Raw genomic sequence first — 13,620 nt, 5'->3', positions numbered from 1 at the left:
CGAACAGGCTACCGACTCACGAGTACCTCCGGGGTCGTCGCCCGCTGCTTGCCCGAGGACGCTCCCCGGAGGGCACTGGAGCCCTTCGCCAGGCGACCGGCCCGTCGTCGTGGGGTGGAGCTGAGGGGATTCGAACCCCTGACCTTCTCATTGCGAACGAGACGCGCTACCAACTGCGCCACAGCCCCTCGAGCGGGATACAGATTAGCACCCACGCACCATGGTCCCGCACCCGCGCCGGGGCGTCAGAGGCCCGACCTCGCGGGCCTCACTCGCCCGAGGCGCGCCGCCGGGCGAGGATCGTGTCGAGGTCAAGGCCCGGCGCCACGGGCGTCGGGGAACCCGGGTGCCGGGCCGTCGTCCCGTCCGGCGGACCTGCTGCGGGCGGGACCGCAGGATCGGCTCCGCCGGCGGGGAGGGCATCGGCTGGAGCATCGTCCTGCACCGGGCCGTCGACAGCCGCCGTCGCGGAGGCCTCCGATACCGCGGGCGCGTCGAGGACCAGCGGGGCAGGCTCGCGACGGGGCGCGGCACCCTTGAGCGTGTAGGAGGGTCGAGGCACGGGGACCGGCGCCCAGAGCCCGGGCTCGACCGCCGAGGAGACCTCGGACCTCGAGCCGTCGCCCGACGACGGGGCGGGGTGCTGGTCGGCAGCCTGCCGAGCACCCTCCCGGACCTCTGCGTCCCGGGCGAGGGACGCCTCGGCGCGGTCGAGGTCGACCTCGCGACGCACGTCGGTGCGCGCTGCGGCCGGCACACGCACCGGGGCCGCGGGGACGCGCGCCATGACCTCGGTCGACGCGTCCGACGGGCGCACGGCCCGACCGACGGCTCCCGACGAACGGCGGGGGGGCGCGGTCCGCACCGGCACACGTCCAGCCGGACGTGACGCGCCGACGGCCCTGGTCAGGATGACGGCCGACGACTGGTCGGGGGTGGTCGGGCGTGCAGCCCAGGCATCGTCGGCACGGGCGCCCGAGATGACAGCACGGCGCCCCAGCCCCAGCGTCCCCAGGAGCAGGACGCTCGGTGCCGCGCCCAGCACGACCGCCGAGCTGAGGAACGCGACCCCTGCCCATCCGGCGACGGTCGCCGTCAGCAGCAGAGCGGTCAGCAGTGCGCGCCGGCGCGCCGCAGCAGCACGCCGGGCCACGTGGGCGGCCCTGGTCGCATGCTCGGAGGCCGCACGTCGGGCGGCGTCGGCAGAGACCCTGTCCGCTGTCCGGTGCGGTCGGTCCATGACCCCAGCTCCTCCTCGTCGTGGGACCGCCGGGTGCAGGAGCACCCTGGTCGGTCCCGTCCCCGCCGTGCCCGTGGCCACGGGCACCGGCGACCGGCTCGCTGCGCGGTGCCCGCGTCCGGCATGACCGGCGTGGGTGACGCGCAGCACCCGCAGCCCCTGGGAGAAGCGGTCCTCCGACCGGCTCTCGAGCAGCTGCTGGCGATGCCGCAACCGGTGCGGCACCAGGTACACGATCCAGAGCCCGGCAATGGCGATCGCCACGAGCCCAGCCTGGTTCACAGCACGACGGTAGGTGAGCCGTCCACCCCCGGGGGGCAGGACGAGCGGTGTGTCGGCGGCGAATTACAACGGTGTGGTTCGGGTGCGCCGCCACCGGGCCAAGAGCCCGTCGGGGACCTCCTCGGAGGTGACCGCGAAGCTCCGGTGGTCGCACCATTCCCCCTGGATGTGGAGGTAGCGCTCGCGCACCCCCTCGTCACGCAGCCCCAGCTTGGCGACCACCCGCAGGCTCGCGACGTTCTCAGGGCGGATGTTGACCTCGATCCGGTGCAGACCGACGTCGGTGAAGCAGTGGTCCACGGCCAGCGCGACAGCGGTCGGGACGATCCCGCGACCCGCCACGTGCTGGCTCACCCAGTAGCCGATGCTGCCCGAGCACAACGATCCCCGGGTGACCGAGGCGACCGTCAGCTGCCCCACCAGCTCACCCTGGTAGAGGATCGCGAACGGCAGCGCGGTACCCGCGCGCCCCTGGGCGTTGAGCGCCCGGACGAACTCGCCGAACCCGGGCGGAGGGCCCGTGGCGGGGTCGGGAGAGGTCGCCTCCCACCGGTCCAGCCACGCGGCGTTCCGCGCACGCGTCGAGAGCCACGCCCTGGCGTCGCGGCGGCGCAGCGGACGCAGCACCACGTCCCCCTCGGTCAGCACCGCAGGCCACCCACGCGCCATCTCAGGCCTCCAGGACGAGACAGGGCAGGACGTCACCTGCACGGACGTCGGTCGTCCCCTCGGGCACCACGACCAGGGCGTTGGCCTGGGCGAGCCCGCTGAGCGTCGCGTGCGCAGGGTCGCCCACAGGCTCCGCGACGTAGCCGTCGGCCGGCGACCCCGACAGGGTCGCCGGCACGAGCTGACGGCGCCCGGCCGGCGAGGACCACGGTCGGGTGGTGGCAGCACGCACCGACGTGCGGAACAGGTCGGGGTAGCCACCCATCGCACGCAGCGCCGGGCGGACGAACACCTCGTAGGAGATCTGCGCGGCGACCGGGTGCCCGGGCAGGGCGAACACGGGGACCGCGTCGAGGTCGTCCTGGGCGTCACGCGCCGCCTGGGCGGCCGCATCCTGGACGGCCCCCGGTGCGGAGAGGTCACCCCGGCGATCCGTGCCGAAGTGGTCCGAGCCGGTGTCGAGCCGGTCCAGGAGACCCTCGCGGCGTCGCACCGCACCGAACCCCTGCCGATGCCCGGGCGTCATCGCGATCTGGTCGAAACGCACCGTACCCAGCGGGGCGAGCACGTCGGTCACCGTGTCCCACGGCCCGGCGCTCAGCCCGCCGGTCAGCACGAGGAGGTCGGCCCGGACGAGCTGGTCGGCGATGACCTCGCGCAGCGTGGCGCGGTCGTCGCCGACCGGACCCACCCGCACCGCCGTCGCGCCCGCGTCCTTCGCGGCGGCGGCCAGGGCGTGCGAGTCGGCGTCGTACACGGCACCCGGACGCCACGGGCGCCCCGGCTCGACCAGCTCGTCACCGATCGTCACGACCACGACCCGCGGCGAGGGGTGCACCCGCACGCGCGACCGCCCGACCGCCGCGGCCACCGCCAGGTGCCGCGCCGCGAGGCGACGCCCGGCAGAGAGGACCACCTGCCCCGCGGCCGCGTCCTGACCGGCGGGGCGCAGGTGCTCACCGGCCCGCGCACCTCCCCGGACCACGACACGGGCCCGCCCCCGGTCCGTGCGCTCGATCGGGACCACGGCGTCCGCGCCGTGCGGGACCAGCGCACCGGCGGCGACCAGCACGGTGGTCCCCGGCACGAGCCGGATGCCCGCCTGGGCCCCCACGGCCACGTCGTCGACGACCGGGAGCATGACCTCCGCCGTTCCTGCCGACCACGAGCCGGCGTCACCCACGTCCTGGACCCGCACGGCGTACCCGTCACAGCCCGCGACCAGCGCAGCCGGCACGTCTCGTGGGGCGGTGACGTCCTCGGCCAGGATGCATCCCGCGGCGTCGCCGAGGACGACATCGAGCGGGGTGACCGGGCGGGCCGCTGCCAGCACGGCCGCGAGGTGGTCGTGGACGGATCTCATGGGGTGCTCATCATCGCAGCGGCCGACCGGTGCCGCCCGCCGCCACGCCCGCCCGGCGCCGGGACGACGCACCCAGGAGGTGAACTTCGACCGCCCGCGACGTGGAACCGCGTGGAGGATTTCTTTGCACGGCTATTGCTTGGCACACTGGGGTCATGAGCAGCGCCGTTCAGCCCTACCCGGCAAGCCTCAGCGCGATGGAGATCGTGGACGCGAAGGACGAGCTCCGTCGAGCGATCCGGGCCGAGCGGGAGAAGCGGTCCCCACGGGTGCGCTCGACGGCCGCGGAGGTCCTCGCACGGGTCGTCGGGGACCTCCCCCAGGTGCGCGACGCGCAGGTCGTCGCCGCCTACGTCTCGCGACCCACCGAACCGGGGACGGTGCCCCTGCTCGAACGCCTGGCCGCCCGGGGGACCCGCGTCCTGCTGCCGGTGCTGGGCACCGGGCTCGCCCGCGAGTGGGCCTGGTACACGACCTCGCAGGACCTTCAGGTGCGCGCACCGGGCCGCCCGCCCGAGCCCCCCGGCCCCACTCTCGGGCCTGACGCGCTGTCCCAGGCAGAGGCGATCATCGCCCCGGCACTCGCGGTCGACACCGCCGGAGGCCGTCTGGGTCAGGGTGGCGGCTGGTACGACCGGGTGCTGGCCCACGCCCGTGAGGGCACCTGCGTGATCGCGACCGTGTACGACGAGGAGATCTACGACGCGGCCTCCCGGCCGCTGCCCCGCGAGGAGCACGACCGCACCGTGGACATCGTCGCGACCCCCGGCGGCTGGCAGTGGGTCAGGACCCCGGACGCAGGGTGATCTCGCGGACAGCCGCGTCGGCGACCGCCTCCTGCCCGAACGGCCACGGGAAGGTCTCGCCGTCGGCCCACGCGCCGAACTGGTCGGTGTAGTGCACGCTCCCCGGGTGGCCCGAGGTCCCGGTCAGGGTGACCCAGGTCGAGGCGTCCAGGTCGCCCAGGTCGACGACCATCCTCATCGACGGGGCAGCGGTGACCGCGAACGAGCCGGTCGAGGCGTCCCAGGCGGTGGCGTTGACGATCGAGGACCCTCCCGGGACCGCGAGCGGCCCGGGGTTGACCAGCTGACGCACCGGACCGGGAAGGCCCTCGCCGCCCAGGACGGGATGCTCGGGGGCAGCGGTGTGGACCCGACCCCACTGCCAGTCCGTGGGCTCCTTGCCGAGCCGCTCGGTCAGCTCGAGCCGCGCGGTGGACATCGCGCGACGCAGGATCTCGTCGCGGTTCTCGACCACGTTCACCGTGCGACGGTCGTCCCACCACGGGCTGTCGGGCTGCTCGATGAGCTCGGAGACGACCTCGAGCCACCGGCTGCCGCCGCTCGGCCACTGGTCCTGCGGGAGGTCGTCGTGGAAGGTGATGTCCAGCAGGGTCGACCACACCGCGGCGAAGTAGGCGGCCGCGGAGGAGTCGGTGCCCTGCACGTAGTCCCAGTCACGCAGCAGCGCGACCCCGCCCTCGGTGAAGTCGTCCTCGATCGGCGCTGCGAGCAGCACGGGGACAAGCAGCTCGGCGAACGGGTTCCACGCGTCGTTCTGGAGGGCGTTCGTCATCTCCACGGTCACCGGGGTGCCGTCCTGGATGTGCTGCTCGAGCTGGTCGCGGATGCGCTGCGCCCGGTAGCCGTAGTCCCAGTCGGAGGTCAGGAACGGGCCGACCCCTGAGGGGGTGACGGCCTGGTTGGCCGCGACGATGAATCCCTCGGCGGGGTTCAGGCCGGCCGGCATCTGCTCCGGCTCGACGTAGCCCTGCCAGTCGTAGCGCGAGTCCCACCCCGGTCGGGGCCAGGTGCCGTCGGACGGCACGGGGTCACCCACGATGCGCTGGCGCACCGGGATGAGGCCCGGCGCCTGGTAGCCGATGTCGCCGGCGACGGTCGCGAACACGATGTTCTGCGAGGGCACCGCGAACAGCGCGGCCGCGGCAGCCACGTCTGCAGCGTCCTTCGCGGCGGCGAGCAGGAAGACCGCGTCCGCGGTGCGACCCGGTTCGAGGGCCGTCCAGGCCAACGACACCTCGGTCGAGGGCGCTCGGCGCCCGTCGGCCGTCGGCGCCCCGGCGATACGTCCGATGTCCAGCACCCCCGAGACGATCGGCCCGTGCACGGTCGACCGGATCTCCAGCTCGACCGGCTCGCCACCGTTGACCTCGATGACCTCGGTGCGGATCTCGAGCGGGACCTGCTCGGCGTCACGCAGGTAGGTGTCGCCGTCGGTGCGCTCGAGGAAGAAGTCGGTCACGTCGGCGCCGAGGTTCGTCAGCCCCCACGCGAGGTCGGCGTTGTGCCCGATGATCACCCCGGGGAACCCCGAGAAGGTGAAGCCGGAGACCTCGAACGGGCACTGCGGGCTCACGTCCCGGCAGTACAGGCCCTGCTGCGCCCAGATGCCGGGAGCCGAGATCGACAGGTGCGGGTCGTTGGCGAGCAGTGGCGCTCCCGACGCGGTGTGCTCGCCCGCGACGACCCAGGAGTTCGAGCCGATCCCGTCCCCCTCCCCCACGAGGTGCGGGACGGCCGAGAGCGCGAGGTGGGCCGAGGTGAGCGCCTCCTGGACCCCGGCGCCGGCCAGCACCCCGTCGAGGGTCTCGGCGGGGATCGTCGCCGCGTCGGTCCCCTGGACGCCGAGCGTGCGCGCCACCGGCTCGGCGGGTGTGACCGACTGGAGGATCGGGGCGTTCTCCTCCTGCGGGTAGCGGGGGAAGAGGTCGTTGACCAGGCCGACGTCACGCACCGTCGTGTAGGTCATCGCCCGGGCGAGCTCGTCGTCGTAGTTGCCCTTGAGGTCCCAGGCCATCGCCTTGAGCCACGCGAGGGAGTCGATCGGGTCCCACGGCTCGGGGTCCCGGACCTCGACCTGGAGGCCGAGGATCGTGTACTCGACCCCCAGGGCGTCGGTGCTGCGCCCCTCGAGATAGGCGTTGACGCCGGCGGCGTAGGCCTCGAGGTACTCCTGGGTGGACGGTTCGAGGAGGTCCCACTCCTGCTCGGCGACCAGACGCCAGCCGAAGGTCCGGATGACCCTGTCGGCCGAGAGCGCGTCGGCGTTCTGCCCGACCAGCTCGGAGAGACGACCGGCCGTGACGTGGCGCCGGTAGTCCATCTCGAAGAAGCGGTCCTGGGCGTGGACGAAGCCCTGGGCGTGGAAGAGGTCGGTGGCCGTGTCGGCGTAGATGCTGGGCACGCCCCGTGCGTCGCGCAGGACGGTGACCTCGCCCTCGAGCCCGGCCACCGTCACACCTCCGGCGTGGGACGGGAGCGGACGGCGGATCATCGTCGCGACCAGGGCGACGCCTGCGACGAGAACCAGGACCAGCACGGCGGCGACGCCGATGACGGAGAAGCGCAGGACACGACGACGGGGCACGGAGCGAGACTATCCGCTCACCCGTCGTGGCCGACCGCACGGCCGCTCCTCGGCGGCTGCGCGCGAGGGTCGGGCACACCCCGTACGATTGGCACTCGGATCCAAGGAGTGCCAGGACCCAGCGACGGCGTGCGCGGGTCGGTGGTCCTCGGCGTCGCTCTGAGCCTGGAGGAAGGTATGCCCACCTACGCCTACGTCTGCACCGCGTGCGAGCACCGCTTCGACGCGCAGCAGGCCTTCACCGACGACGCCCTGACCGAGTGCCCGCAGTGCACGGGTCGGCTCCGCAAGCTCTTCTCGAGCGTCGGCGTGGTCTTCAAGGGATCAGGCTTCTACCGCAACGACTCACGTGCCGGTGCGGTGAACGGGAAGGGCTCGGGCACCGCAGCGGGGTCGAAGAGCGAGGGGTCGTCCGGGTCGGGTTCGGGCTCCGACCAGGCGACCTCGAAGGGCTCGGGCACGGGTGACTCCTCGACCGGGACGAGCAAGACCCCCGCGACCGCCGCCCCCGCGACCTCGACCGGTTCCTCGTCGGGCTCGAGCGGCGGCTCTGGCGCGGGCGCCGCGGGCTCGGCCGCCGCTCGCTGACGGCCGCGAGCCGCCGCACCCGCACTCCACAGGTCAGCTCACCCGGGGCGCACCCACACGTCCCGGTGGCCCTGCCCTGGTGACCCGACGCCCCACTCCTACCGTCGGGCGATGACCCCGGCCGCCGCGCACCCTCACCGTTGGCTTCGCTGGCGCGTCCTGGCCTGGCGCACCCGCCCGCTCCAGGTGCTCCTGGGGCTGGCCGTGGCCGGCGCCGTCGTGCTGCACCAGCTCGCTCCGCCCGCGCCCTCCACCACGGCCGTCGTGGTCGCTGCCCGGGACCTCGCGGCGGGGACGGACCTGGCCCGCGCCGACCTGCGCACCGTGCACCTGCCCGACGGCGTGGTGCCCGACGGCGCAGCGCGCCGCACCGAGGACCTGACCGGACGACGCACCGTCGTACCGCTGACCCGCGGCCTCCCGGTCGTCGACTCCTTGCTCGCGGGGTCCCGCTTCGGGCTGGACCAGCCCCCCGGCACGGTGGTGGTCCCGCTGCGGCTGGCCGACGCCGCGGTCGCCGCGCTGCTGCGCCCCGGCGACCGGGTCGACCTCGTGACACCGGTCGCGACCACCGGTGCCGACGGTGACAGCACCGGGGCCGAGGTCGTCGCACACCGGGCCCTGGTGCTCGACGTCAGCAGACCGGCCACCGGACCCGTCTCGATGCTGGGCACCCCCGGGGAGGACGACGCATCGGTCACCGTCGTGGCCGTCGCACCCGAGGAGGGGGCCCGCCTCGCCGCCCTGACCGGGTGGTCCACCGTCAACGCCGTCCTGGTGGGATGATCTCGCGGTCCGGTCGACCCTTCGGTGGAGGAGTACTCGTGCTCAGCGGTTTCAAGACCTTCGTCATGCGCGGCAACGTCGTGGACCTCGCGGTCGCGGTGGTCATCGGCGCGGCGTTCTCCCGCGTGGTCGATGCCCTGGTCCAGGGCCTGATCAACCCGCTCATCGCGGCGCTCTTCGGACAGGCCGACCTGTCCGAGGTCTGGGCCGTGCAGCTGGGCTCCGAGCCCGAGCCGACGCTCCGCTTCGGTCTGCTGCTCGACGCCGCGCTGCAGTTCCTGCTCGTCGCAGCGGCGATCTACTTCCTGATCGTGCTGCCGCTGAACACGCTGGCAGCCCGGCGCAAGGCAGGGGTCGAGCCCGAGCCGGCCGCACCGGCCGAGGACGTCCTGCTGCTCACCGAGATCCGTGACCTGCTGGCTGCCCGCCGCGAGCCCTGAGCCGCGCGCCCACGCGCCGGTCCGCCCCCGGTGCGGGACCCTCACCAGTGCGGCGGCACCTCACGCACGAAGCGCTCGTCGTCGTCCGTCCCCGGGTCCCGGCCCGGTTCACCCCAGCCCTCGTCGGAGTCGTCCGCGCTGCGGGAGGGCACGACCGGGCTGCTCGACCCGGAGTCGCCTGTCCCAGCCGCCCCCTCGGCCGGCCGGGGCGTGCCACCGGTGGCCCGGCGGTGCCGGCGGCGACCCGGCCGGGGGTCGTCACCAGGCACCGTGGTGCCCTGCGTCATGGTGCCCGTCGGACCGCTGCACGCACGGTGGCATCCACCCGGGAACCGCGTCGGGTGATCCCGAGCTCGGCGCGCAGGTCGGCAGCGAGTCGATCGGCGTCGCGACGGACCCCGTCCGACGTGATCCAGGCGATGAGGTCGTCGAGCTGGTCGTCGCTGTAGGCGCCGATCGGCAGCCCGGCCTCGACGGGCGGGCGCGGTCCACGTCCCGGCGGCGTCGGTGGGTCGAAGAGCGCGGGCATCGAGGGCCGACGACGTGCCGACGAGGGACGCGCCACCGACGCTGGTGATCTGCTCGGGGTGCCGGACGCGGTGGGGCGCAGGTCGGCGGGCACCGGCCGGTCCCCGCCGGACAGCGGCTCACGGACCTCCGCGGTCACCTCAGGACCGTCTGTCGAGCGACCAGGTGGGAAGGCCGGGTCGGCGTCATCCGTCACGGACCCGTCGTCGACCCCTGCACGCTCGAGGGTGCTCACGGCCTGGGAGGCGCTGACGTCCTGGGAGGCACTGATGTCGTGGGAGGCGCTGACGTCCTGGGAGGTGCCCACGTGCGGGCCGCCGTCGCGCGGGACGTCCTGCTCAGCCTCGTCGTCGTCCGGACCCTCGTCCGTCACCTCAGGCACGGTCGGCACAGGGCGCGGCGCGGGACGGCTCGCGACCCGGTCCTGCCAGGCCTCGACCGTGACCGCGCAGATCGCCTCGGCCTCGGCCTGCGGCTCGCCGAAGGCCGCGGCCGACCAGACCTGGACCACGGTCCAGCCCAGCCGCTCGAGGCGCTCGGCGACCTGGCGGTCACGCACCCGGATGCTCGGCTCACCGACGTACGTCGCGTCGTCGGTGAGCACCGCGACGAGCATCTCGCCCGGCAGGTCGGGGTGTCCCACGACCAGGGGGATGTGGGCACCGCCAGGGATCCCGTGGTCGACGTCGACGACGAGTCCGAGACGCCACAGCCGCTCGGCCAGGTCCAGGACCAGCCGGTCGGGCTCGGGACCGTCGAGGTCGGGGGCGGACGAACGCACGGTGTCGGGTGCCCCGGTCCGTTCGGCGGCAAGGGCGAGGAGGTCCGCGAGGAGCCGCGCTCCGGGGGCGCGGAGCCGCTCGGGGTCGAGGTCGTCAGCGGTGAAACAGCTCACCACGGTCAACCGGTGCCGGGTCGAGCCCAGCGCCTCGAGCAGCATCCCGTCGCCGCCTGGCTCGCTCAGGGCACCGAAGCGGTGCAGCACGCGACCGTGCGGCGTGCGACCGAAGCCGACCGAGATGATGACGGCCTCACGGGAGAGCCCCGACGTGGCGCCCATCTCGGCGACGACGAACGGCTCAGGCTGATCGGTACGGAAGAACGTCCCGAGCGACGGGTTGTCGCGGACCTCTGCCAGCACGGCGTCACGCACGCGCTCGGCGTGCACAGCCGAAGCGGTGACCACCGCGAGCGACTCCTCGGGCCGCCGCAGGGCGTGCTCGACGACGAGCTCGACGACGTGGGCGACCTCGGCCTGGGTGCCCTCGACCGCACCGTCCGGCGTCGGCATCCCCGACCCGTCCACGACGTGCAGGCCGAGCAGCGGACGGGTCTGGGGCAGCGGGGTGGCCGTGAGCCGTCCGGAGTACCCGTGGTCGGAGAGGAAGGCCGTCAGGTACGGGTCGCGGCGCGAGGTGTCGGCGTGCAGGGCGATCGCGGGAAGCACCTCGGCCAGGCGTTGCAGGGCCGTGCCCGAGGCCGAGCGGGTGTCGCCCACGACGAGGACCTGCCGTCCCCGGGCCAGCGCGCTGACGACCGTCTCGAGCGGCAGGTGACCCGCCGCGTCGAGGATCACCAGGTCCTCGCTGCGCGTCGGTGGCAGCAGCTGCGGGACGAGCATCGGCGCAGCCACCAGGCACGGACGCAGGTGCCGAGCCACCTCGGGGTAGGCCTCGGCGGTCTGCCGCAGGCTGGTGAACCTGTCCTCGACGAGCTCACCGAACAGGAGCTGGGTCTGCTCGTCGGCAGCGCGCAGCCGCGTGCGCAGGGCCTCGCGGGTCGAGTCGCGCACGAGAGCCGCACGGTCGGTGAGGAACCGGCGGTCCAGCGTGCGGAACTCCGCGACCAGTCGGCCCAGCGCGGCGCCGTCGTAGCCGGCCAGGGCGGGGTCGGCGGCAAGCAGCTGCTCGAGCACGGTGCTCCACCAGGTCAGGTCGAGCTCGGCCGCCACCAACCCGGTCGGGACCCGCCGGTCGGCGAGGTCGGCAAGCAGATCGGCCAGCCCGCGGCGCTCGAGGTTGCGCACCAAGGTGGTGCGCTCGGGCAGGGCGTCGAGAGCCGAGCGGTCCTGGCGCAGCCGGTGGAGCCGGTCGACCAGGTCGGCCCACGGCAGGGTCGAGAGCTCGCCGCCTCCGACCGTGCCGACCAGCACGGCCTCCAGGGCCCGCAGGTCGGCGTCGACGTCACCGAAGTCGTGCTCGATGTGGGCGAGACCCTCGGGGATGCGGGGCCAGCCGCCGGCCGGGCAGTGCGCCCGCCACACCTCGCGCTGGGCCTGGACGTCGACGAGGGCGCCGTGGAGGTCGGCGACCGGTCGGCCGGGGCGCAGGAGGTCCTTGGCCTGGCGACGCAGACGCTGCCGGAGCACCCTGCTCATCGTGATCCCGCGCTCGGCCCGCCACTGGCGGCTCGCGGTCGCGGCGATGAGGTCGGCCGCCGACCGCTCGAAGATGATCGGCTGGAACACGTCCAGGGCACCACGCACACCCGCCAGCATCCGGAGCTGCTCGGACCACTGCGCCGGGGTCGCCGCGGGGGTCAGGCCGGTGGTGCCCGCCACGGCCGCCACCTGCTCCTGCAGGGTCGGCAGCGACGTGTCCAGGAGTCGGTCGATCCGCTGCAGCGCAGCGTCGGCCAGGTCCTGCGTGAGCAGGACGGCCCCGAACCAGCCACTGGCCCGGACAGCGGGCGCGAAGGCACCCAGGCCCGCGGCCCGCACCAGGTCGGCCGCGGCCCGCGACCGGTTCTCGCTGTCCAGGGCCTCGGCGACCGGTGCGGTCAGCCGCACCCTGGTCTGGGGTGAGGGACGGGTCGAGGTGAGCCGGGCGAGCGCCTGGAGCGCGTCGTAGGGCGAGACCCCCCACGGCTCACGACGGGTGTGGAGCCCCTCGATGTAGGAGTGCAGGCGCCCGCGCCGGTCCAGCAGCTCACGACGGACGACATCGACCTTCGAGGCGTCCACGGGTGCTGCCTCGATGGTCATCGCGCCGAGCAGCCGTCGGGCTGCCGCCGATCGCCATCCCGAGTCGGGCGCGACGTCCAGGACGAGGTCACCCAGTCCCAGTGCGGTCAGCCGGTCCACCACCGCGGTGGCCGAGCGACGGTGCCCCGCCACGTAGAGCACGGTGCGACCGCTCGCCGCGGCGTCGGCCACGACAGCGGCCAGGGTGCCGGCGACGTCGCTGCCGGCCGGCGCGTCGACCAGCAGGTGGTGCCCCGCGGCCACCGCGTCCAGCACGTGCGCCTGGGCGGTGTCGAGGTCGCCGACCCCGCGCTCGTCGTCCGGGTCGCGGTCCCCGCGCACCGGCAGCGGCAACGGGTAGGACAGCGCGTCGATCGACCGCTGGTCACCGGCGAGGGCCGTGACGACCTCGTGGCGCGCCAGGTCTGCGGACTGGGCGTCCAGGTCGTCGACGAGCACCTGCTCGGGGTGCACGAAGGTCCCGACCAGGAGCCTGTCCTCGAGGTGGAACTCGTCCAGGACGGCGGCGCCGAGGGCTCGCAGGCGCTCGAGCGCGGGCCGCGGGTCGAAGCCTCCTGCGGTGAAGGCGCCTCGGGCCAGTGCGGCGGGGTCGAGCAGGGCGCCGCGCGCGCGCAGCGCCCCGGCGAGCAGCGGGTTGATCTCGAGCGAGGGGTCCAGCGCGAGGTCGTAGTCGCTCTCGCCACGCCCCCGTGGGTGCACCGCGACGGGTCGCAGGAGTACCGGTGCGTGCAGCGTGCGACGGCGCGGACCCTCGCCGTCGCGGTCGGTGTCGTCGGTGGTCGAGGAGGGACGCAACGCATGGGCCAGGGCGCCGACGTCGTCGCGACCCGTGCCGGGTGCACCGCCGTCGACCACCTCTTCGGTCCAGGTGGCGATCCCGATCGCGAGGAACGCGGACGCCAGCCCGTACCGCTGCGCGTGGTCGTCGGCACGCAGGCCGACGGCTCGGGCGCGACGCTTCGCCACGGACAGGGCGCCGCCCTCGCGGACCAGGTTGGACAGGTGCGTCGGCCGGCCGGCGAACAGCTGTGCGATACCGGAGGGGTGGGCGGCCGACAGGTCCAGCACGGCGTCGCCGAGACGCTGGACGTCAGCCAGGGCGGACTCCCCGGCGCGCTCGACCAGCGACTCGCGCCAGGTGTGCACGGCAGCGCTCACCCGCTCGGCGGCGGTGGGCTGGACGATCCCGACAGGGCGATCGGCGGTGGCAGGGCGGTCGGGACGGTCAGGACCGTCCGGCGTGCGGTCGTCCCTGCCGTCAGGTCCCGGCCCGGAGATGCGAGCGGGAGCAGTCACCCTGGCACGCTAACCGGGTCGCGCGGGTTCATCCCGCACGCCGCGCCGAGCCGGG

9 protein-coding genes and 1 tRNA gene are annotated in these 13,620 nt (G+C 74.3%); 4 read left to right on the top strand and 6 right to left on the bottom strand.

Features of this window, described 5'->3' with window-relative positions; genetic code table 11:
• Positions 1-115: 115 nt before the first annotated feature.
• From M1R94_RS09590 to M1R94_RS09575, 4 genes are all read right to left on the bottom strand, one after another.
• A tRNA-Ala gene (locus M1R94_RS09590) sits at positions 116-188 on the bottom strand.
• Positions 189-268: 80 nt separating this feature from the next.
• Positions 269-1,504 carry a hypothetical protein gene (locus M1R94_RS09585; protein WP_249381469.1) on the bottom strand — a complete coding sequence of 412 codons (1,236 nt, stop codon included), beginning with the start codon at positions 1,502-1,504 and terminating at the stop codon, positions 269-271.
• Between the two features lie 81 nt (positions 1,505-1,585).
• Positions 1,586-2,191: a GNAT family N-acetyltransferase gene (locus M1R94_RS09580; RefSeq protein ID WP_249381468.1), complete on the bottom strand. Its 606-nt coding sequence runs from the start codon at positions 2,189-2,191 to the stop codon at positions 1,586-1,588.
• A gap of 1 nt (position 2,192) precedes the next feature.
• Positions 2,193-3,554 (bottom strand): molybdopterin molybdotransferase MoeA, encoded by a 1,362-nt coding sequence (locus M1R94_RS09575; RefSeq protein ID WP_249381467.1) that lies wholly within the window; start codon positions 3,552-3,554, stop codon positions 2,193-2,195.
• 155 nt (positions 3,555-3,709) lie between these two features.
• Here M1R94_RS09575 and M1R94_RS09570 point away from each other — a divergent pair, with 155 nt between their 5' ends.
• Positions 3,710-4,360 carry a 5-formyltetrahydrofolate cyclo-ligase gene (locus tag M1R94_RS09570; protein ID WP_249381466.1) on the top strand — a complete coding sequence of 217 codons (651 nt, stop codon included), beginning with the start codon at positions 3,710-3,712 and terminating at the stop codon, positions 4,358-4,360.
• On the opposite strand, the gene M1R94_RS09565 is transcribed toward M1R94_RS09570, so the two are convergent.
• A complete protein-coding gene (locus tag M1R94_RS09565; protein WP_249381465.1) occupies positions 4,338-6,944 on the bottom strand; it encodes a penicillin acylase family protein in 2,607 nt (868 codons plus the stop codon). The two genes, M1R94_RS09570 and M1R94_RS09565, sit on opposite strands and share 23 nt — an antisense overlap.
• A 177-nt stretch (positions 6,945-7,121) precedes the next feature.
• Between M1R94_RS09565 and M1R94_RS09560 the strand changes: the two genes are divergently transcribed.
• The 3 genes from M1R94_RS09560 to mscL all read left to right on the top strand — a co-directional run bounded on the left by M1R94_RS09560 (position 7,122) and on the right by mscL (position 8,758).
• Positions 7,122-7,532 (top strand): FmdB family zinc ribbon protein, encoded by a 411-nt coding sequence (locus M1R94_RS09560; protein ID WP_249381464.1) that lies wholly within the window; start codon positions 7,122-7,124, stop codon positions 7,530-7,532.
• A 111-nt stretch (positions 7,533-7,643) separates the two neighbouring features.
• Positions 7,644-8,318: an RcpC/CpaB family pilus assembly protein gene (locus M1R94_RS09555; RefSeq protein ID WP_249381463.1), complete on the top strand. Its 675-nt coding sequence runs from the start codon at positions 7,644-7,646 to the stop codon at positions 8,316-8,318.
• Positions 8,319-8,356: 38 nt separating this feature from the next.
• Positions 8,357-8,758, top strand: coding sequence for a large conductance mechanosensitive channel protein MscL (gene mscL / locus M1R94_RS09550; RefSeq protein ID WP_249381462.1), 402 nt, complete (start codon positions 8,357-8,359; stop codon positions 8,756-8,758).
• A gap of 283 nt (positions 8,759-9,041) precedes the next feature.
• Here mscL and M1R94_RS09545 read toward each other — a convergent pair whose 3' ends face one another.
• Complete coding sequence (locus tag M1R94_RS09545; protein WP_249381461.1) at positions 9,042-13,565, bottom strand: hypothetical protein; 4,524 nt, start codon at positions 13,563-13,565, stop codon at positions 9,042-9,044.
• Positions 13,566-13,620 lie beyond the last annotated feature (55 nt).

The sequence above is a fragment of the Actinotalea alkalitolerans genome (assembly GCF_023369855.1).
Classification (GTDB): domain Bacteria; phylum Actinomycetota; class Actinomycetes; order Actinomycetales; family Cellulomonadaceae; genus Actinotalea.
This window is presented reverse-complemented; position numbering and strand designations above follow the sequence as displayed.